Here is an 18,926-nt window from a genome sequence, read left to right as displayed (position 1 = left end):
GCGAACGGCACCGAAAGGTGCCGTTTTTTTTCCTGTCTGACCCACAGCTTTCGCGAGCAGGCTCGCTCCCACAGGTTTCAGTGGTGTTTCCCTGTCTTTTTTGTGCCCGAACTAAACCAGAACAGCCAGATCTGTGTACCGGGCAACCAATGGGTCAGCAGTGAGGAGTTTCATCGGTTCGGTCATTGCGGTTGCAACGATAAGGCGGTCGAACGGATCACGATGATGGTGCTCAAGATCTTTCACGGCGATTGCGTGTTCAGACGTTACCGGTAGTTCTATAAAGCCACTCTCGATGCAGTACTGCCGAATTTCCTCGAGATCAACGTTCAGCTTTCCGAGTCCGACCTTGATTGCCATTTCCCAGAAGGTAGCAGCACTGATGTAGATATCGGCAGCGTTTTCAATCAGCTTTCTGGCTTTGCCGGAGAGTCTGGCGTCATCACTGAGTGTCCAGAGCAGAATGTGCGTGTCCAGCAGAATCCTCATGACTGCGTGCCTTCGAAAGAATCGAGCATGTCGTCAGGTAATGGGGCGTCGAAATCTTCGGGTAGCACCAGTTTTCCTTTCATTGCCCCTATACGTTGGCCATTGGATTTTCCCATAGGGACGAGGCGTGCCAGCGCACGACCATGTTTGGCAATCGTGATGACCTGTCCCGCTGCCGCGTCATCGACGAGTTTGGATAGATTGTTTTTGGCTTCCGCCAGCGGAACGATGATCATTATTTCTCCCCCGTATTCTGGACAAATATAGCCAGAATATTCCAGGGCCGCAAAATCGCGCCAATGTTCCGCGCAGACAAGTGAGAGGGCAGCACGACCATAGGTGTAGGGCATTTGCCTGGTTTTGCTCTGCCGGCTGGCAGCCATGGTGTCGGCGCCCTCAACCAACTCCCAAAAAGTATCTCGTTTCATGATCCTTACTCGCTCCGATATTCCCTCCCGAAGGCATCCACGATAGAGCTATTCACTGTTACTGGCTGTAGGACGAAACGGAGGTTGCGGCGAGAGTTTTCGGCGTTTGTGGGAGGATGGGTGCCTATACGGATGACTCAGCAGTCGGGAAACCGAGGCGGAACACGGTCATCGCCCCCGGCAAACTCCTCACATCGGCCACGCCCTGATGCAGGCTCATGATCGAGCGCACGATTGCCAGTCCCAACCCGGTGCTGCCTTGTGAGCGTGAGCGGCTGCTGTCGACGCGGTAGAAGCGATCGAACAGATGGGGCAAATGCTGCGCCTCGATCCCCGCGCCTGGATTGCTGACCAGCAGTGAGGCCTGTGTCGCGCCTTGTTCAATCAGCAACGTCACGGTTTTGCCGGACGGACAATGGCGCAGTGCGTTGGACAGCAGATTCGAGATCGCCCGCTGAATCATCAATCGATCCCCCATCACCGCTGCGCTGCCGAGCACATTCAGATGAATCTGCTTGTCCTGTGCCGACAGCGAAAACATCTCCGCCACCTTCAGCGCTTCCTCCTCCAGCGCCACCGACTCAAAAGGTGCCAGTGCCGACGGATGACTGACCTGCGCCAAAAACAGCATGTCCGAGACAATCCGTGCCACGCGCTCCAGCTCTTCAGTGCACGACACCAGCACATCCTTGTACTCATCCACGCTGCGCTCGCGCGAAAGCGTCACCTGCGCTTTGCCCATCAGGTTATTGATAGGCGTGCGCAGCTCATGGGCCAGATCATCGGAGAATTGCGACAACTGCTGCACCCCGGCATCCAGTCGATGCAGCATGAAGTTGATGCCCTGCGCCAGTTCGCTCAACTCCTGGGGCATGTTCACCACTGACAGCCGATGATCCAGATCCTGGGTCGAGACCATCGCGGCCACTTTACGAAACTCGCGCATCGGCGCCAGCCCACGCTGTACCGCGCCCCAGGCACTCAGGCCGATGAACACCAGCAATAACGGCAAGGCAATCAGCGTGGAACGCAGATAGGCACTGAGCAACGCCTGATCATGGGCGTTGTCCATCGACAGCAACACCGGCACGCTGCTGCCATCCTTGAGGCGGATCAACTTGGAGGCAGTGAGAAACTTTGCGTCTTGCGCGTCGGTACTGTCGCTGTAGCTCAACTGATCGGTGGTCGCCCGAACCGCTTTCAGTTCGACCCGCGGATCGGCCAGACCCGAGCCGGATTTGAGCCGTGGCGAACGCAGGTTTGAGCGGTCGTAAATGGTCAGTGTGAGGTTGTCGTGCCCCATCACCTGATCGAGCAGGATGTGCGGTTTTCCGCTGATTTCGCCAACATCGGCGTACAGCGACAGGCTGTGCTCAACCTGCGCCATTTTCTTTTCCAGGCTGTCTCTGGCCAGTGCATTCAGTTCATGGGTCAGGGCGAAATACGCCAGGATCGCCAGAAACACCACCAACAGCGCGCCGAGAATACTCACCGTCAAACCCAGGCGCATCGACAGGCTGGCTGGCTTCATTCCCGCGCCTCCAGCACGTAGCCGACACCGCGCAGGGTGTGGATCAACTTGTGCTCGAACGGATCATCGATCTTCGCCCGCAAGCGCCGGATCGACACTTCGACCACATTGGTGTCGCAGTCGAAATTCATGTCCCACACCAGTGAAATGATCTGCGTGCGGGTCAGCACTTCGCCGGACTGGCGCATCAGCAGATGCAGCAGGGCGAATTCCTTGGTGGTCAGGTCGATGCGTTGCTCGCCGCGAAACGCGCGATGACGCCCGGGGTCGAGCTCCAGATCAGAGACTTTCAGCACCTGTGGCACCGGGATGTTTTCGCTGCGGCGCATCAGGGTGCGCACCCGCGCCAGCAACTCGGGGAATTCGAATGGCTTGACCAGATAGTCGTCGGCGCCCAGATCGAGCCCGCGAATCTTGTCTGCCAGACGCCCGCGCGCGGTGAGCATCATCACCCGCGTGGAATGAGTGCGGCGCAGTTGTTCCAGCACGCCCCAGCCGTCCAGTTCCGGCAGATTGACGTCGAGAATGATCAAGTCATAAACCTGTTGTTGCGCCAGATGCAGTCCATCGGCGCCAGTGCTTGCGTGGTCGACGATATAACCACTTTCGGTCAAACCCTGATGCAAGTATTCGGCAGCTTTAAGCTCGTCCTCGATCACAAGGATTCGCATGATCTATCACCACTTTTATTTAATGGATATTTAATTAAGGGTGGCCGGGAAAGTTGTTGTTTTTGTAAGGGCTTCCGGACGGGTTTTATTAGCGACTAAAAATATTCCTACAGAGATTTCTCTGCGTGCAGACGTGCAAGGTAAAGGCTGTAGTAGCTACAGAGTCAACGAAAAACCTCTCGATGAGGCCTTGAATAGAGCCACTGCGGCAGCCTGCCGCAGGGCGATAGGGCACATTCATGAGAACTCGTTTCAGGCAAGTGCTGTTCGGCAGATAACTTCGGTGTATTTGTTTCCGTGTATTACATAATTGAATGTCGCACTTCGCATGCTAGTGCAAAACAACTTCCCGCAACCGTGGATAACGGATTTGTAATCTTCCAGTCACCTTGTCGATAAGTTCAAAACCCTACCGTGGCGGCATCAAAGATTCTTGATTAAAGGAAGTCTTCCATTGCCCGGTTTAACAGAACTGATGGCGCGATCACGCCTGAAAAAAATAGCCGGCGGCATGCTGTTGCTGGCCACTGCAAACCTTGCGGTCGCATCGACCCTGACCCTGGAGCAGGCCCTGCAAACCGCGTTCGCCGGCAACCCCGATCTGGCCGCTGCCCAATGGGAAATCGGCATCGCCGAGGGCGACCGCAAGCAGGCGGGCCTGATCCCCAATCCCGAAGTCTCGTGGGAGGCCGAGGACACCCGCCGCGATTCACGCACCACTACGGTAATGCTCAGCCAGCCGATTGAACTGGGCGGCAAACGCGGCGCGCGCATCGATGTTGCCAGCCGTGCGCAGGACGCTGCCGGCATTGAACTTGAGCGCAAGCGCAATGCCTTGCGCGCCGATGTGATTCAGGCGTTCAACAGCACCCAGACTGCGCAGCAACGCTTGCAGTTGTCGCGACAGTCGCTGCAACTGGCCGAGCACGGTTTGCGCGTGGCGCAGGGCCGCATCGAGGCGGGCAAATCTTCGCCGGTCGAGGGCACGCGGGCGCAGGTGCAGCTCTCCGAAGTGCGCCTGGAACTGAGCCGCGCCGAACGCGATCAGGCCAACGCTTACCAACAACTGGCACAGGTGATGGGCGCACCGTTGCCGACCTCGATCAACGTACAAGCTGCTACGCAGAACCTCGCCACGGTGCCGCCACCCAGCCGTTTATTGGAGCGTCTGAACGAAACCGCCGAGCTGCGCCTGGCCAACCTGCAGATCGATCAGCGTGAGGCTTCGTTGGGGCTGGAAAAGTCCCAGCGCATTCCCGATCTCACCGTCAGCCTCGGCAGCCAGTACAGCGAAACCGAGCGCGAGCGGGTCAACGTGGTGGGGCTGTCGATGCCGATTCCGCTGTTCAATCGCAATCAGGGCAACGTCCTGGCAGCGGCGCGCCGAACCGATCAGGCGCGGGATCTGCGTAACGCCACCGAGCTGCGTTTGCGCACGGAGATCCAGACCAGTCTTGAGCAATGGCAGACCGCCAATGGCGAAGCCCAGGCCTTCAACCAGACCATCCTGCCCGCCGCGCAAAGTGCGGTGGACAGCGCCACACGCGGCTTTGAAATGGGCAAGTTCGGCTTCCTCGACGTGCTCGACGCCCAGCGCACCTTGATCAGCGCCCGCAGCCAATACATCCAGGCCGTCAGCGAAGCGACAGATGCGCGTGTGCGCATCGAACGGATCTTCGGCGACCTCGCCGTCAGCCCTTGAATTTCACTTATCAAATCACTGCGCGAAGGCACGGCGCAGAGGAGTTTCCATGGATAAAAAACTGATGGTGGTCGCGGTGGCGACCTTGGCTTTGGGCATCGGCATCGGCTCGATGTGGCCCGGCAATGCTTCTATCAACGCGCATGCCGATGAAGCGGCGGAACATGCCGATCACGCTGAAGAAGGCGCCGCCGCCGCCGACGGCGACCACGGCGAAGAAGGGCACATTGAATTGAGCGCCGAACAGATCACCGCTGCGGGCATTCAACTGGCCGAAGCACGGGCGCAAACCATCAGCCTGGGGTTACCGTTCCCCGGCGAAGTGCGATTCGACGAAGACCGCACCGCCCACGTCGTGCCACGCGTGCCCGGCGTTGTCGAGTCGGTGTCGGTCAACCTCGGCCAGTCGGTGAAGAAGGGCCAATTGCTGGCGGTAATCTCCAGTCAGCAGATCTCCGATCAGCGCAGCGAGCAGGCGGCGGCGCAACGCCGTTTGGCCTTGGCGCGCACGACTTATGAGCGCGAAAAAAAGCTGTGGCAGGACAGGATTTCTGCCGAGCAGGATTTTCTCCAGGCGCGGCAAGCCATGGAAGAAGCCGAAATCGCCGTGAACAACGCCCGGCAAAAAATCAGCGTGCTCAGCGGCAGCGTGGTCGCCACCGGCGGCAATCGCTATGAACTGCGTGCGCCGTTCGACGGTGTCGTGGTGGAAAAACACCTGACGCCGGGGGAGGTGGTTGATGAAACCACAGCGGCTTTCATGCTCTCGGATTTGTCGCGAGTGTGGGTGACGTTCGGCGTTTCGCCCAAGGACCTGACCAAGGTGCAAGTGGGCAAAGCCGTGACCGTCAGCGCGCCGGAATTGAATGCGCAAGTCACCGGCAGCGTGGCCTATGTCGGCAGTCTGCTTGGCGAACAAACCCGCACGGCGACTGTGCGCGTCACCCTGGAAAACCCGCAAGGTTCGTGGCGTCCGGGGCTGTTCGTGACCGCACTGGTGGCCACCGACAGCCGTCAGGCGCAAGTCGCGGTGCCGGAAACCGCGATCCAGACCGTCGAGGACAAACCCACGGTGTTCGTGCGCACCGACGACGGCTTCAAGGCGCAAGCGGTGGAGCTGGGCAGTCGCGCGGCGGGGCAGGTGGAAATCACCCAAGGCCTGGAGGCCGGCGCGCAAGTCGCCAGCGCCGGCAGCTTCGTCCTCAAATCGGAACTGGGCAAGGCTTCGGCCGAGCACAGTCATTAATTCTGGAAGGTCCCCATGTTCGAACGCCTGATCCAGTTTGCCATCGAGCAGCGCATCATCGTGCTGCTCGCCGTTCTGCTCATGGCCGGCCTCGGCATCGCCAGTTATCAAAAACTGCCGATCGACGCCGTGCCCGACATCACCAATGTTCAGGTGCAGATCAACACCGGCGCCGCCGGGTTCTCGCCGCTGGAAACCGAGCAGCGCATCACCTTCCCGATTGAAACCGCCATGGCCGGTTTGCCGGCATTGGAGCAGACCCGTTCGCTGTCACGTTCGGGGCTGTCACAGGTCACCGTCATCTTCAAGGACGGCACCGACCTGTTCTTCGCCCGGCAATTGGTCAACGAGCGTTTGCAGATCGCCAAGGAGCAATTGCCCGAAGGCGCTGAAGCCGTCATGGGGCCGATTTCCACCGGCCTCGGCGAGATTTTCCTGTGGACGGTCGAAGCGCAGGAGGGCGCGCTCAAGGACGACGGCACGCCCTACACGCCGACCGATTTGCGGGTGATTCAGGACTGGATCATCAAGCCGCAATTGCGCAACGTGCCGGGTGTGGCCGAGATCAACACCATCGGCGGTTTTGCCAAGGAATACCAGATCGCCCCGGACCCAAAACGCCTCGCCGCGTACAAGCTGACCCTCACCGATCTGGTCACGGCGCTGGAGCGTAACAACGCCAACGTCGGCGCCGGTTATATCGAGCGCAGCGGCGAGCAGTTGCTGATTCGCGCGCCGGGGCAAGTGGCGAGCACCGAGGACATCGCCAACATCGTCATGGCCAATGTCGACGGCACACCGATCCGCATCAAAAACGTCGCCACCGTGGAAATCGGCCGCGAACTGCGCAGCGGCGCGGCCACCGAAAACGGCCGTGAAGTGGTGCTCGGCACGGTGTTCATGCTCATCGGCGAGAACAGCCGCACCGTCTCACAAGCGGTCGCCGGCAAGCTTGAGCAGATCAACAAATCGTTGCCCAACGGCGTGATCGCCGTGCCGGTGTACGACCGCACGCACCTGGTCGACAAGGCCATCGCCACGGTGAAAAAGAACCTCATCGAAGGCGCGATTCTGGTGATCGCGATCCTGTTTCTGTTCCTCGGCAACATTCGCGCGGCGTTGATCACGGCGATGGTGATTCCGCTGTCGATGCTGTTCACCTTCACCGGCATGTTCAGCAACAAGGTCAGCGCCAACCTGATGAGCCTCGGCGCGCTCGACTTCGGCATCATCGTCGACGGCGCGGTGGTGATCGTCGAAAACACCCTGCGCCGACTCGCTCATGCGCAGCAGCACCATGGGCGATTGTTGACGCGTGCCGAGCGTTTCAAGGAAGTGTTTGCGGCGGCCAAAGAGGCGCGGCGACCGCTGATTTTCGGCCAGTTGATCATCATGGTCGTGTACCTGCCGATCTTCGCCCTGAGCGGCGTTGAAGGGAAAATGTTCCACCCGATGGCGTTCACCGTGGTCATCGCTTTGCTCGGCGCGATGCTGTTGTCGGTGACTTTTGTGCCGGCGGCGATTGCGCTGTTCGTGACTGGCAAGGTCAAGGAAGAAGAGGGCGCGGTGATGCGCGTCGCGCGTCGCGTGTATGCGCCGGCATTGGCTTGGGTGATGAGTCACCGTGCCGTTGCGGTGGGCGCGGCGGTGGGCGTCATTGTGCTCAGCGGCGTGCTGACCAGCCGCATGGGCAGCGAGTTTGTGCCGAGCCTCAGTGAGGGCGATTTCGCCCTGCAAGCCTTGCGCGTACCGGGCACCAGCCTGACGCAATCCGTCGATATGCAGCAGCGGCTGGAGACGCTGATTCTGGCCAAGGTGCCGGAAGTCGAGCGCGTATTTGCCCGCACCGGCACTGCGGAAATCGCCTCCGACCCGATGCCGCCGAACATCTCCGACAGCTACGTGATGCTCAAGCCCAAGGATCAATGGCCAGACCCGGGCAAGTCCCGCGACACCCTGATGGTCGAACTGCAGGCGGCGGCCGCCACATTGCCGGGCAGCAACTACGAGCTGTCGCAGCCGATTCAGTTGCGCTTCAACGAATTGATTTCCGGCGTGCGCAGTGACGTGGCGGTGAAGGTGTTTGGCGATGACATGGATGTGCTCAACGCCACGGCGGCGAAGATTGCGGCGGCGATGCAGAAGGTCAACGGCGCGTCCGAAGTCAAAGTCGAGCAAACCACCGGGTTACCGGTGCTGACCATCAACATCGATCGCGACAAGGCGGCGCGTTACGGGCTCAACGTCGGTGATGTGCAGGACACCATTGCTGTGGCGGTGGGTGGGCGTCAGGCCGGCACGTTGTATGAGGGGGATCGGCGTTTCGACATGGTCGTGCGTTTGTCCGATGCCATGCGCAAGGACATCGACGGCTTGTCGGCGCTGCTGATTCCGGTGCCGGCGGTGAATGGCGCGGCGAATCAGATCGGTTTTATCGCCCTGCAAGACGTCGCCAGCCTCGACCTGGTGCTGGGGCCGAATCAGGTCAGCCGTGAAAACGGCAAGCGGCTGGTGATCATCAGCGCCAACGTGCGTGGGCGCGATATCGGTTCATTCGTTGCCGAGGCGGGCGAAGTGATCGAACGCGACGTGCAAGTGCCGCCCGGTTACTGGACCAGTTGGGGCGGGCAGTTCGAGCAACTGCAATCAGCGGCCAAGCGCTTGCAGATCGTGGTGCCGGTGGCGTTGCTGCTGGTGTTCGGGTTGTTGTTCATGATGTTCAACAATCTGAAGGATGGCTTGCTGGTGTTTACCGGGATTCCGTTTGCGTTGACCGGGGGCGTCATGGCGCTGTGGTTGCGCGATATTCCGCTGTCGATTTCGGCGGGCGTCGGGTTTATTGCGTTGTCCGGAGTGGCTGTGTTGAACGGCTTGGTGATGATTGCGTTCATTCGCAATCTGCGGGAGGAGGGGCGGTCGCTCACTGAGGCGATCAACATCGGTGCGCTGACGCGATTGCGGCCAGTGTTGATGACGGCACTGGTGGCGTCGCTGGGCTTCATTCCGATGGCGCTGGCGACCGGCACGGGGGCTGAGGTGCAGCGGCCATTGGCGACAGTGGTGATCGGCGGGATCCTGTCTTCGACGATTCTCACGTTGCTGATATTGCCGGCGCTGTACCAACTGGCCCATCGCCGGGATGAGGAGGCTGTTCCAACTAAATAGGTAATCCCCCTGTGGGAGCGAGCCTGCTCGCGGAGGCGATCTGTCAGTCAACAACGATGTGACTGAACCACCGCTTTCGCGAACAGGCTCGCTCCCACAGGGTTTCCGTGCGCTGATCCGGGAGATAACGGATATGTAATTTCCCCGCCACCGTCCCGATAGGTTCGGATTGTTACCTTGATCCCGTCAGCTACTTAAACGAGGAATCAAAGATGAAATTTGCCCAAATCAGTGCCTTCACCGCAGCCCTGGCGCTGTCTTCCCTGGCCATGGCCGAAGGTGGCGGCGACCGCACTTTCAAAAAAATGATGACCGCCAACGACCGCTCCGTAGAGCTGTACGTTGCCCGCGAACAGGCCCGCGATCCGGTCGTCGTCAATGACAAGAAAGACGACAAGACTCAAGACCTGTAAACGCAGCCGTGCTGGAACAAGCCTGTCATCGCGCATCGATGCCGGGCTTTTTTATGGAGGAATTGAACATGAAATTGATCAAGTGGATGGTGTTCACCGGGGTGATGGCGATGTCCTTGAATGTGCTGGCCGAGGGCGGTGGTGACCGCACGTTTGAGCGCGCATTCAGTGCCAACGCCAAAGCCATGGAGCAATACGCCGCCAACCAGGGCAAAGCGCCGCCAGTGGTGAAGGAATACGAGTACGGGATGAAGCTGGATGTGGTCAAAGTCGTAAGCGTCGTCAAGCCGCCGGCGACTTGCGCCGTCGTCCCCACCGCCATGACCTACGAAGACTCGAAGGGTCAGCTCAACACCGTTAAATACACCGTGGCCGGCGATTGTCGCCAGCGCGGCTGATCTGCCCCAATCAAAACGCGACCGCCCCGTAATGATCAAAACGCGGTCCCCTGTAGGAGCTGCCGCAGGCTGCGATCTTTTGATCTTGGTCTTTAAAATCAAAATCAAAAGATCGCAGCCTGCGGCAGCTCCTACACGGGGGGGCTTTGAATATCACGATGTGTATTTCGATTCGGGATGTTTAACGGTGTAGGTCAATCGCAGAACCTTCCCACAATGTTTTCAGGTTGTCCGTCGGACGTCGGCTCTCTAGGCTGTGAACGTCGCTGCCCAATCAGCGATCGGGATTGGAACCCCGGAGAACGTATCAGCGCCAAAGCGTCTTTCATGACGTATGCTTGCGCACCTTCATGGTGTGCACGCTGTTATGGCGGCTGTGCGCGGGAGACTTCGAGTCTGCCGGGTTTCTCCGTTCCCCGGGTTCCAACCTGCGTACAGCTGCCACCCCTTCGCGTGGAACCGAATGGGTCAGCTCCAACGTTCAGAAGGAGAAACAACATGAAAAAGCCAACACCCAATCCGCCCGAAACAACCGTCCCTGCAGACGCCAATACAACGTCCCCCTACGTTTGCGAAGACACTCGCAAACTCCACGAAGCCGCCGACCGCGCCCTCGACTTCTACCTCAAACCCACGGCCGCCATCATGGCCACGCCCTACGTCCAGAACCAGATGTTCCAGGTCAATCCGAAGGCCGACACCGAATCCCTGCTGGCCAACGCCAGCGAATCCCTGGGCTCGGCCAGCGTCATGCTCGGCGACTTCGCGGCGCTGCTGCAAGGCACGCATCGCAAGACCCTGCTCGGTATCGCACAAGTGGTGATGCTTGGCGAACTCGCGGTGAACAGGGCGCTGGATAACGTCGAGCCCACCGCATAATCGTGTGGGAGCGAGCCTGCTCGCGAAAGCGGTGAGTCAACCGACGATGGCGTTGGCTGTGCCGACGTCTTCGCGAGCAGGCTCGCTCCCACAGGTTTTGGCGTTGCGTTGAAGTCCGGACATAAAAAAGGCGCCCCAAAGGACGCCAAAAAATTCACCTCTTTCCAAAGGAGCAAGGAGCTTCTAAAGGTGAATGTGCATTGCTCGTGAACTCAGAGAATCGCCAACGGATACTCGACAATCACCCGCACTTCATCAAGGTCCGACTCGAACGCCGTGGCGCGAGTGGTGGCCTGGCGCAAGCGCAGTGACAAGTCCTTCAACGAACCGCTCTGCACCACGTATTTGACTTCGATATCCCGCTCCCAGCGCTTCTGATCGGTCAGCGGATTGCCTTCAGCATCGCGGCGCATGTACACGGCGTTGGCGTTGGAATAATCGGCGTCAGTGCCGCGCGCATAACGGGTCATGAACGACAGACCGGGCACGCCATAGGTGGTCATGTCGAGGTCGTAACGCACCATCCATGAACGTTCCTTGGGCGAGTTGAAGTCGCTGTACTGGATGGAGTTGTCGAGGAAGATCGAGTCGGACTGGCGCAGGTAATCGAAATCGTCGTTGCCGTTGTTGCGCTGGTGGGAGAGGGCGACGGAATGCGCGCCGAGTTTCACCCCGACACGGCCGCTCCAGATGTTGTTGTCGAACTCGCCGAGCAGTTGTTTGCCTTCGTCGACAGCCTTGTAGTAATTCAAACCACCAAACAGCGACAAGTCATCCGACAGCGGATACGTCCACGCGGTGCCAGCGTAGTACTGGTTCCAGGCGTCCTTGAGACGACTGGAGTACAGGCTGAAACTGAGATTTTTGTTCAGCACATAATCGCCGCCGCCATAAGCGATCCACGGTGAATTGACCGGGCCGGCATAGAAGGTCGCGAAGTTCTCGCGCATGTCGCTGGACACCGGTTGGCTCATCGCGTGCAGTCGACCACCCTGAACTGACAGACCTTCAATACTGGTGTTGGTCGCTGTCACGCCGCGAAAGCTTTCCGGCAGCAAACGCGAGTCACCCGCCGCCACTACCGGGTTGGCCGGGAATACATCACCGACCCTGACCTCCGTATCGAACGCCCGCACTTTCGCGGCGCCACCGACCTTGGTGTATTCGTCCCGCGCCTCGCCGTCACTGTTGACCCGCAGTACATCAAACGAACTGCGGCCACCGTTGCGCCCGTCACCGGTGTCTAGTTTCAAACCGATCATGGCAAACGCATCGACCCCGACCCCGACGGTGCCTTGGGTAAAGCCGGATTCGAACTTGCTGATCACCGCATGCGACCAGGCTTCGGAGTAACCGTTGCCGGTCGGGCTGGACTGGCCGTTGCGGTGCTCACGATTGAAATAGAAATTACGGTTGAGCACCGTCAGGCTGCTGCCTTCGATAAAGCCTTCGGCTTTTTCTTCTGCAAACACCATGGACGGCCCGGAGCCAACCACCACCGCTAAAGCGGCCATCGACATTTTTGTATTGTTAACCATCAAACACTCCTTGGGTTCGGCAGAACGGGAACGTGCTTCGGCGTGGGTTTTATTGTTCGACGGGCAAGCGCCCGCCGGCATCGTCGCCGGGTAACATCGTTACAAGCTGCGGATAACGCCGAGGTGATGGCGCAATTACAATTTCGTCATGTGGGCGTACCTGGAGTTTGTGAATTCCACACAAACCTGTGGGAGCGCGCCTGTTCGCGGTAGCGGAGTGTCAGGCACTGAGGATGGTGGAAGTGCCGAGGCCTTCGCGAGCAGGCTCGCTCCCACCAAGAGACTTCGCGATTGACGTATCGGAACAACTCACAGCACTATCGCCCCATGAACACCCAATATCGAATGACCATGATGTGCTCCTGCATGACCGCTTCCGGCGGGCCATAAGGTCATACGTGTTTGTCATTTGACGTGTACCCGAAGCCCCGCCAGAAATGGACGGGGCTTTTTTATTTCCTGTCAGCACATGGCTCATGGAGAGAGAAATGTTAGAAATCAGAAAAGCTGGCGCGAATGACGCCCAAACCGCATTCGACATACGACGCTTGGCGATCAGGCATCAATGCATCGGTGCTTACACCGAGCAGCAAATGCATCACTGGACCCAGGGCTCGGCTGAGGACGGTTACGACACGCTCATGGAAAAGCATTTCTATCTGGGCTGGGTTGAGGGCGAGCCAGTGGCAACTGGAATGCTTGATGTGGAGCACCGTGAAATCGGTGCAATCTTCATTCATCCGGATTTCATGCAACGGGGATTGGGCAAACACGTTTTGCACTTTCTCGAAGATCTGGCGAGGGTGCTGGGGCTGACAGAGGTCTGTCTGGACGCGACGTTGAACGCTGCCGATTTTTACCGGCGCTGCGGTTACATCGGGGAGGGGAGTGCGATTTACCAATCGTCTTCGGGTCTGCAACTGGCGTGCGTGCCAATGGTGAAGAAACTGTGATGCGATTGTGGCGAGGGAGCTTGCTCCCGCTGGACTGCGCAGCAGGGCCCGCTTCCGAGTCCAAGGCGCTGGCCAAGATCTTCACTGAAATCACCGGGATCAAGCTCAGCGATATTGGCTGACCTGACACCATCGCGAGCAGGCTCACTCCACTTCTTTTCAAAGGCGCAAGGAGCTTCTACAAGTAAATTCGTATCAACCGCGCTGGTTGATCGGGGACACGGCGCCCCAGCCTTGGTTTAGTTAATGCGCGTGAGGGTGATTGGGAATTGCAATTTCGTCATCTGGGCGGCTTTGCCAGATCGGTTCGGTTCAAGGTTGCAAGGGGGACTACGGTTGGGGGAAAAGCGTCTGACGCGCATTCACGTTTCAACGACTCGCGTACGGTTTTCAATATAGGCCATTCGAAAGCGTTGTGCCCGGCGCGCAGCAGGCGGCTTTGCACGGGCTGGCGCTGCCGTAACCAACGCAGGCTGGACATGCCGAATGTGTCTTTGACGCCCTGGATTATCAGGGTGTCGGAATTGAGCGAAACGTCTTCGCTATCGGCACTGAAGAAGTAGCGATTGACGTGGTAATGCAATTCCAGGCGGATGGCGAGAATGGCTTCTTCATCGGCAAACCTGCCGAGAGCGTCCATTGGCATTGTCTGCCCGTTGAGTCGTAACGAAGCCTGCAACCAGTTGATGGCGGCCTGGTGCTGTTGCTCATGACAGCCATCATTCAATATTTGGTGGATGTCGCGCGTGGTACCGCCACCGGTATGGCGCAAGGCTGCGTTGATTGCTTCTTCATAGGCGTAAGTGTTCGCTGCAAACGGAACGAACACAGACACCAATGTGGTTTTCAGCAAAGTGGCGGGGTACCGCTGCTGGTATTGAATGGCCAGCCAGGTGCCCCAGGAGACACCCAGCAGACTGATGCGCTGCAAACCAAGGTGCAGGCGCAAGGCGTTGATGTCTTCGACGTTCAGGGTCGTGTTGTTGTCTCGCGTCTGCCCGTAAGGGCGCGATCGACCACATCCGCGCTGGTCAATCAAAATCACGTCGAAGCAACGCAGGTCCAAGAATTCCAGATGATGACGGCTGCAGCGCCCACCCGGGCCCCCGTGCAAGAAGAACACGGGCTCACCACCGCGTGTTCCGTGGCGCTCCCAGTACAGTTGGTGGCCGTCAGCGGTGAGAAGGTATCCGTTGAGGCGGGTCATGCGGTGGGAAGCGTCAGGCGGTAGAACTGGAACAACTCTTGCCGCCCGCTACGCGCCGCCACACTGGAAATAATCGCCAGACCAAAGGTGTGAGCCAGCCAGCGCATGGCAAGCAACACCGGGGTATGACCAAACACGAGGATTGTGCCGCCGGGGTTCACGCAGCGCACCAGGCTATCAAACGCGCCGTGTGCTTCGCGGCGGGTCATGACTTCGGCATTGAGGAAACGAACAATCAGCACGTCGCAGCGAATAGAGGCGTCGACGCAGGCTGTCGCCTCCATCACGCGAAACTGCGCAGTGGACGTAGCGTGACGTTGTTGCGCATATTCAATCATCGAGACCGAACGGTCTGTGCCCAGATAGCGGCCGTCGGTGAGTTCGGCAGCCAGATGGGCGATGAAGTCACCCGTCGAGCAGGCCGGGTCGTAAATCAGGTCGTCCGGTTTGAGCAATGGCCGCAGTACGCTCACGCAGTGTTCGCGAAAGTGGAACTCGTCGGCGTTCAGTTGCGCAGCCAGCGATGGGTTACCTTGCCAGTAATCGGAGGGGCAAACAGCCTCGTCACCGCGTTCATCGATGACCGCGTAGGGAAAATGAATCTCGCTATCTGGACAGTTCAGCGCGGCGTCAAAGGCTTCAGTTCTTTCTTTCAACGTTGAGGTTTGAAAGTAGATCGACACGCCGTCGTTGCCCCATTGCGACTGCCTGTGGGGGCCGAGCAGCATGGTGGGGTTCAACAGGCTGCTCAGGCCCCAGCGATTGCAAGGGTCTCGCTGCAAGACTTTGCGGCCGACCCAGTCCTGGTCGCGGACTCGCAGAATAAATACCTGATGCAGGCCGTTGCGAGTCGATTTGACGAAACAACTGATCGGGCCTGCGCTTGTGATGTGGTCGGACAGGTTTTCTGCCAGTTCCAGTTCCAGTTCACGTTCCTTTGAGCAGACAATGGCTGGGTTATTCATGGGCTCACTCCGTGATGCTGTTTGCCCAGCCTTCGACCTCGTGCGTGGGGAATCACCACGTTGCCGCTGGACACGACAAAAAACCGTTCCAGCCCGGGTATCACCACATTGACCAGGCTGGTGCCAAGGCTGGTTTGATGCACCGTGGATACGCCGAGGCGGCGCCCGTGTCGTTGAAGGTTCGTGGTCAACTGTTCAATCTGCAGTGGCAACGGTCTTTGCGCGCTGGCCTGGGGCAGGGTCACCGTGGACTGAGCGCAGCGATGCAGCAGATCCTCAGGATTGAATAGCAGGCAGCGCAATAGTCGGGGGAAGGGACTTAAGTGACGCTTCGCGTTTAGCAAATGCTGCGTGTATTCAGGCCCCTCTGCGACGTGATGCAACTGCGCCAGTTCCGTCAGCGCGCGCCAGGCACCATGGCGTGGGTCCAGGGAGCAACCTGAACCGAAAACATGAATCCGGTCACCGGATGCGGCGCAAAACGCCAGGAAAGTGTGCGCAGCGAATTCGGTACTGATATCCACCAGCACGACCTCCGCGCCGATTTCCCTTTCGACATCCGTCCACAGTTGGCCCAGGGTATCGCCATTGCCGGGGCGGGCGATCCGGCGCAGTGGCGGTTGATTCCGATAATAAAAATGATCCAGCAAAAACAACGAAACTGCGTCCCGTTCGATGCATTCATTGATGGCATGCAGCAGGGCCTCGTCGTAACTGGCGCCGATGGCGGTGCCGCTATTGCTCGAGTATCGGCGCAAGGCGCGGCAGTCCGCGGTCTGCTGATCAAAAAACTGCTGTGTGTTGGGCGACGTCAGCGCGAGCGGGTAATAAAAAGGGTCGTGTCCTTGAGGACAGGTGTAGCGTCGGCAGGCGATTCGGCGGTTCTGCTGGCTGGAAAGGAGTCGCACCGGGTCTTGGTTGAAGATCGCGTTGTCTGCGAAGTAGTCCACGGGAATAGCGTGGGCATTCTGCACCGAGAGCGAGTCTGTCCAATAGTGTTCAAGCGTTTCGTAGAGCGCACCGATGGCTGCCTGAACTGCATAACCTTTGCCGGCGCCGCGCGCGACAGGCAGACCATTGCTGTCAGTAAAGGTCGCCTGTACCGCAACAACGTCCTGACCCAAGGTGAGCGTAGCGGGCGTCATTCCCAGCCGACTCAATTCAGTTTGAATGCGCTGGCAGGCCTGGTCCGCTGTCAGTTCTCGCTCGATCATCCAGTTACTGTCCATGATTTCCATCCTCCAAAAGAACGGGGGCTTTCACCCCCGTCCGTTCACTCACTGCGCATCGAGTTCGGCTAGCTCTTCCTCACTCAGTTGCAGTGCTTCGATGTGCTCCGGATCGCGAGCTTGCTCCTCGTCCAGTTCAACGATTTTGTTGGCGTTCCAGCTGCTCATGTAGCCCATGGATCAATTCCTTTTTTTGTGGATGAAGGTGCTTTTGATTGCACGGATCGAATCTATTAGGCGGGCTGTGAACGGTCAAAAATGTCCGGAAGTTTCAGTTCCGGGAGTGATGGGAGGTTGAAATACGTACACATCATCTTGTGATTGAACCGCGGGACGTCAGGAGCCAGCCGCTTTTGTCCGGGGGAGTTCTTGTGATGTGTCTGAGGGATGTGGTGTGCTTGCCAGGGTTTCTTGCGCGGAGGGTGTGGGATATTTCAGCGAGTCTTGTGAGAGACACAAATCTGGCAATCATCTCCTGGGAATTTTCCATCGCATGAGATGAGTTTTCCCTGCGTTGATTGAATGCGTTCCTACAACCACAGCAAGGGCAGGTATCCGGCGGAGAGGGGACAGGCGCTGCACATATATCCAAAAAAAACGGCACCCGAAGGTGCCGTTTTCATTTGTAGCTTAAATCCAGCCGGGCAATCAGCCCGCCAGACCCGCCTGCTGAACCAGTGTCAGCAACGGCTGCGGGTAAACGCCGAGGAAGAACGCAACCAGGGCGATGGCCAGCAGCATGACGCCGCCCGCCTTTTGTTCCCAGTGCAACTCGGCATCGTGGCGACGCAGGTTAGGCTCGATCAGGTACAGGGTGACCATCACGCGCAGGTAGTAGAAGACGCCAATGGCGCTGCCCAGCACCAGCGAACCTACCAGCCACCATTGGTGCGATTCGACACCGGTAGCGATGATGTAGAACTTGCCGATGAAGCCCGCGGTCAGCGGGATACCGGCCAGGGACAGCATCATCACGGTGAGTACGGCGGTCAGGTACGGACGGCGCCAGAACAGGCCGCGGTATTCGTACAGGGCATCCGCGTCACGGCCGTTGTACGGCGAGGACATCAGGGTGATCACGCCGAAAGCGCCGAGGCTGGTGATCACGTAGGTGACCAGGTAGACGCCGATGGCTTCCACCGCCAGACCCTTGCTCGCCACCAGGGCGATCAGCAGGTAGCCGAAGTGCGCGATGGACGAGTAACCGAGCAGACGCTTGAGGTTGCTCTGGGTCAGGGCCAGCAGGTTACCGAACAGGATCGAGGCGACAGCAATTACGCTCAGCACGTCGCTCAGTACGCCACTGCTGGCAGCAGGGGAGATCTGGAACAGACGCACCATCACCGCGAACACGGCGACTTTGGAAGCGGTCGCGAGGAACGCGGCGACCGGTGCCGGAGCACCTTCGTACACGTCCGGCGTCCACAGGTGGAACGGTACCAGCGACAACTTGAACGCCAGACCGATCAGCATCATGCCCAGGCCCAGTTGTGCCAGCGGGCTAGGCAGGCCAGTGGCAGCCAGTGCCTGACCGATACCGGTGAAGCTCAGCGAACCGGCGTCTGCGTACAGCAGCGCCATACCGAACAGCAGGAACGCGGAACCGGCGGCCGACAGCACCATGTACTTGATGCCGGCTTCCAGTGAACGCTTGTTGAAGAAGGCGTAAGCCACCAGACCGTAGACCGGCACCGACAGCAGTTCCAGACCGATGAACAACCCGGCCAGGTGCTGCGCGCTGACCAGAACCAGACCACCGGCGGCGGCCATCAGGATCAGCAGGTACAGTTCTTCACGGTTGCCCGGGTAACCCGAACCGCCGTCGCCCAGATAGGCGTGGGCGAGGGTGACGCAAGCGAGGGTGGCGACCAGGATCAGCGCCATGTACAGGCATGCGAACGCATCGATCTGCAGCAATGGGGTGACGGCCAGAGGCGCGACTTTCAAGGCAGGCAGGATCGACAGCAAGGCCAGGTTCAGACCCGCCACCGAAATCAGGAAGGTCTGCGAGTGGTTGCGGCGCCAGGCGATTGCCAGCATCACCACGATAATGGTGAGGCTGGTGATCAACAGTGGCGCAAGCGCAATAAAGTGTTGAATCGTGAATTCCAT

The 18,926-nt window shown here is 58.9% G+C and carries 17 protein-coding genes; 7 read left to right on the top strand and 10 right to left on the bottom strand.

Annotated features, from left to right (window positions below):
- Nucleotides 1-111: 111 nt before the first annotated feature.
- From JJD74_RS04650 to JJD74_RS04635, 4 genes are all read right to left on the bottom strand, one after another.
- A complete protein-coding gene (locus JJD74_RS04650; RefSeq protein WP_042559889.1) occupies nt 112-489 on the bottom strand; it encodes a type II toxin-antitoxin system VapC family toxin in 378 nt (125 codons plus the stop codon).
- Nucleotides 486-839 carry a type II toxin-antitoxin system Phd/YefM family antitoxin gene (locus JJD74_RS30730; protein WP_395599707.1) on the bottom strand — a complete coding sequence of 118 codons (354 nt, stop codon included), beginning with the start codon at nt 837-839 and terminating at the stop codon, nt 486-488. The genes JJD74_RS04650 and JJD74_RS30730 overlap by 4 nt, the downstream gene beginning before the upstream one ends.
- 202 nt (nt 840-1,041) lie before the next feature.
- A complete protein-coding gene (locus JJD74_RS04640) occupies nt 1,042-2,448 on the bottom strand; it encodes a heavy metal sensor histidine kinase (protein ID WP_047301951.1) in 1,407 nt (468 codons plus the stop codon).
- Nucleotides 2,445-3,119: a heavy metal response regulator transcription factor gene (locus JJD74_RS04635; protein WP_042559886.1), complete on the bottom strand. Its 675-nt coding sequence runs from the start codon at nt 3,117-3,119 to the stop codon at nt 2,445-2,447. The genes JJD74_RS04640 and JJD74_RS04635 overlap by 4 nt, the downstream gene beginning before the upstream one ends.
- A 454-nt stretch (nt 3,120-3,573) precedes the next feature.
- Between JJD74_RS04635 and JJD74_RS04630 the strand changes: the two genes are divergently transcribed.
- The 6 genes from JJD74_RS04630 to JJD74_RS04605 all read left to right on the top strand — a co-directional run bounded on the left by JJD74_RS04630 (nt 3,574) and on the right by JJD74_RS04605 (nt 10,922).
- Entirely contained in the window at nt 3,574-4,821 is a 1,248-nt protein-coding gene (locus tag JJD74_RS04630; protein ID WP_200611796.1) for a TolC family protein, read from the top strand.
- Between the two features lie 49 nt (nt 4,822-4,870).
- Nucleotides 4,871-6,067 (top strand): efflux RND transporter periplasmic adaptor subunit, encoded by a 1,197-nt coding sequence (locus JJD74_RS04625; RefSeq protein ID WP_200611792.1) that lies wholly within the window; start codon nt 4,871-4,873, stop codon nt 6,065-6,067.
- 15 nt (nt 6,068-6,082) lie between these two features.
- A complete protein-coding gene (locus tag JJD74_RS04620; RefSeq protein WP_200611788.1) occupies nt 6,083-9,232 on the top strand; it encodes a CusA/CzcA family heavy metal efflux RND transporter in 3,150 nt (1,049 codons plus the stop codon).
- Nucleotides 9,233-9,444: 212 nt separating this feature from the next.
- On the top strand, nt 9,445-9,645 hold the full coding sequence (locus JJD74_RS04615; protein WP_042559882.1) for a co-regulatory protein PtrA N-terminal domain-containing protein: 201 nt from the start codon (nt 9,445-9,447) through the stop codon (nt 9,643-9,645).
- Nucleotides 9,646-9,713: 68 nt separating this feature from the next.
- Nucleotides 9,714-10,043, top strand: coding sequence for a DUF2790 domain-containing protein (locus JJD74_RS04610; RefSeq protein WP_200611772.1), 330 nt, complete (start codon nt 9,714-9,716; stop codon nt 10,041-10,043).
- Nucleotides 10,044-10,541: 498 nt separating this feature from the next.
- Nucleotides 10,542-10,922 (top strand): DUF6124 family protein, encoded by a 381-nt coding sequence (locus JJD74_RS04605; protein ID WP_042559880.1) that lies wholly within the window; start codon nt 10,542-10,544, stop codon nt 10,920-10,922.
- 212 nt (nt 10,923-11,134) lie between these two features.
- On the opposite strand, the gene JJD74_RS04600 is transcribed toward JJD74_RS04605, so the two are convergent.
- Nucleotides 11,135-12,460, bottom strand: coding sequence for an OprD family porin (locus JJD74_RS04600; protein WP_200611768.1), 1,326 nt, complete (start codon nt 12,458-12,460; stop codon nt 11,135-11,137).
- 488 nt (nt 12,461-12,948) lie between these two features.
- Between JJD74_RS04600 and JJD74_RS04595 the strand changes: the two genes are divergently transcribed.
- The gene (locus tag JJD74_RS04595) at nt 12,949-13,413 is read left to right on the top strand and encodes a GNAT family N-acetyltransferase (protein WP_042559878.1); all 465 of its coding nucleotides are present in this window, start codon (nt 12,949-12,951) and stop codon (nt 13,411-13,413) included.
- A gap of 280 nt (nt 13,414-13,693) precedes the next feature.
- On the opposite strand, the gene JJD74_RS04590 is transcribed toward JJD74_RS04595, so the two are convergent.
- From JJD74_RS04590 to nuoN, 5 genes are all read right to left on the bottom strand, one after another.
- Nucleotides 13,694-14,620, bottom strand: coding sequence for an alpha/beta fold hydrolase (locus tag JJD74_RS04590; protein ID WP_200611764.1), 927 nt, complete (start codon nt 14,618-14,620; stop codon nt 13,694-13,696).
- Nucleotides 14,617-15,585 carry a class I SAM-dependent methyltransferase gene (locus tag JJD74_RS04585; RefSeq protein ID WP_200611753.1) on the bottom strand — a complete coding sequence of 323 codons (969 nt, stop codon included), beginning with the start codon at nt 15,583-15,585 and terminating at the stop codon, nt 14,617-14,619. Before JJD74_RS04585 ends, JJD74_RS04590 begins: the two co-directional genes overlap by 4 nt.
- Complete coding sequence (locus JJD74_RS04580) at nt 15,582-16,814, bottom strand: YcaO-like family protein (protein ID WP_200611750.1); 1,233 nt, start codon at nt 16,812-16,814, stop codon at nt 15,582-15,584. Before JJD74_RS04580 ends, JJD74_RS04585 begins: the two co-directional genes overlap by 4 nt.
- Nucleotides 16,815-16,862: 48 nt before the next feature.
- A complete protein-coding gene (locus JJD74_RS31120) occupies nt 16,863-16,991 on the bottom strand; it encodes a hypothetical protein (protein WP_261736161.1) in 129 nt (42 codons plus the stop codon).
- 471 nt (nt 16,992-17,462) lie between these two features.
- Nucleotides 17,463-18,926 (bottom strand): NADH-quinone oxidoreductase subunit NuoN, encoded by a 1,464-nt coding sequence (nuoN, locus tag JJD74_RS04575; protein ID WP_042559875.1) that lies wholly within the window; start codon nt 18,924-18,926, stop codon nt 17,463-17,465.

Source organism: Pseudomonas sp. MF6776 (assembly GCF_016613125.1).
In the GTDB taxonomy this organism is placed as follows: Bacteria; Pseudomonadota; Gammaproteobacteria; order Pseudomonadales; family Pseudomonadaceae; genus Aquipseudomonas; species Aquipseudomonas iridis.
This window is presented reverse-complemented; position numbering and strand designations above follow the sequence as displayed.

Coding starts and splice junctions, on each gene's coding strand:
- JJD74_RS04650 (WP_042559889.1), bottom strand. CDS start 489: ATGAGGATTCTGCTGGACACGCACATTCTGCTCTGGACACTCAGTGAT.
- JJD74_RS30730 (WP_395599707.1), bottom strand. CDS start 839: ATGCCCTACACCTATGGTCGTGCTGCCCTCTCACTTGTCTGCGCGGAA.
- JJD74_RS04640 (WP_047301951.1), bottom strand. CDS start 2,448: ATGAAGCCAGCCAGCCTGTCGATGCGCCTGGGTTTGACGGTGAGTATT.
- JJD74_RS04635 (WP_042559886.1), bottom strand. CDS start 3,119: ATGCGAATCCTTGTGATCGAGGACGAGCTTAAAGCTGCCGAATACTTG.
- JJD74_RS04625 (WP_200611792.1), top strand. CDS start 4,871: ATGGATAAAAAACTGATGGTGGTCGCGGTGGCGACCTTGGCTTTGGGC.
- JJD74_RS04620 (WP_200611788.1), top strand. CDS start 6,083: ATGTTCGAACGCCTGATCCAGTTTGCCATCGAGCAGCGCATCATCGTG.
- JJD74_RS04615 (WP_042559882.1), top strand. CDS start 9,445: ATGAAATTTGCCCAAATCAGTGCCTTCACCGCAGCCCTGGCGCTGTCT.
- JJD74_RS04610 (WP_200611772.1), top strand. CDS start 9,714: ATGAAATTGATCAAGTGGATGGTGTTCACCGGGGTGATGGCGATGTCC.
- JJD74_RS04605 (WP_042559880.1), top strand. CDS start 10,542: ATGAAAAAGCCAACACCCAATCCGCCCGAAACAACCGTCCCTGCAGAC.
- JJD74_RS04600 (WP_200611768.1), bottom strand. CDS start 12,460: ATGGTTAACAATACAAAAATGTCGATGGCCGCTTTAGCGGTGGTGGTT.
- JJD74_RS04595 (WP_042559878.1), top strand. CDS start 12,949: ATGTTAGAAATCAGAAAAGCTGGCGCGAATGACGCCCAAACCGCATTC.
- JJD74_RS04590 (WP_200611764.1), bottom strand. CDS start 14,620: ATGACCCGCCTCAACGGATACCTTCTCACCGCTGACGGCCACCAACTG.
- JJD74_RS04585 (WP_200611753.1), bottom strand. CDS start 15,585: ATGAATAACCCAGCCATTGTCTGCTCAAAGGAACGTGAACTGGAACTG.
- JJD74_RS04580 (WP_200611750.1), bottom strand. CDS start 16,814: ATGGACAGTAACTGGATGATCGAGCGAGAACTGACAGCGGACCAGGCC.
- JJD74_RS31120 (WP_261736161.1), bottom strand. CDS start 16,991: ATGGGCTACATGAGCAGCTGGAACGCCAACAAAATCGTTGAACTGGAC.
- nuoN (WP_042559875.1), bottom strand. CDS start 18,926: ATGGAATTCACGATTCAACACTTTATTGCGCTTGCGCCACTGTTGATC.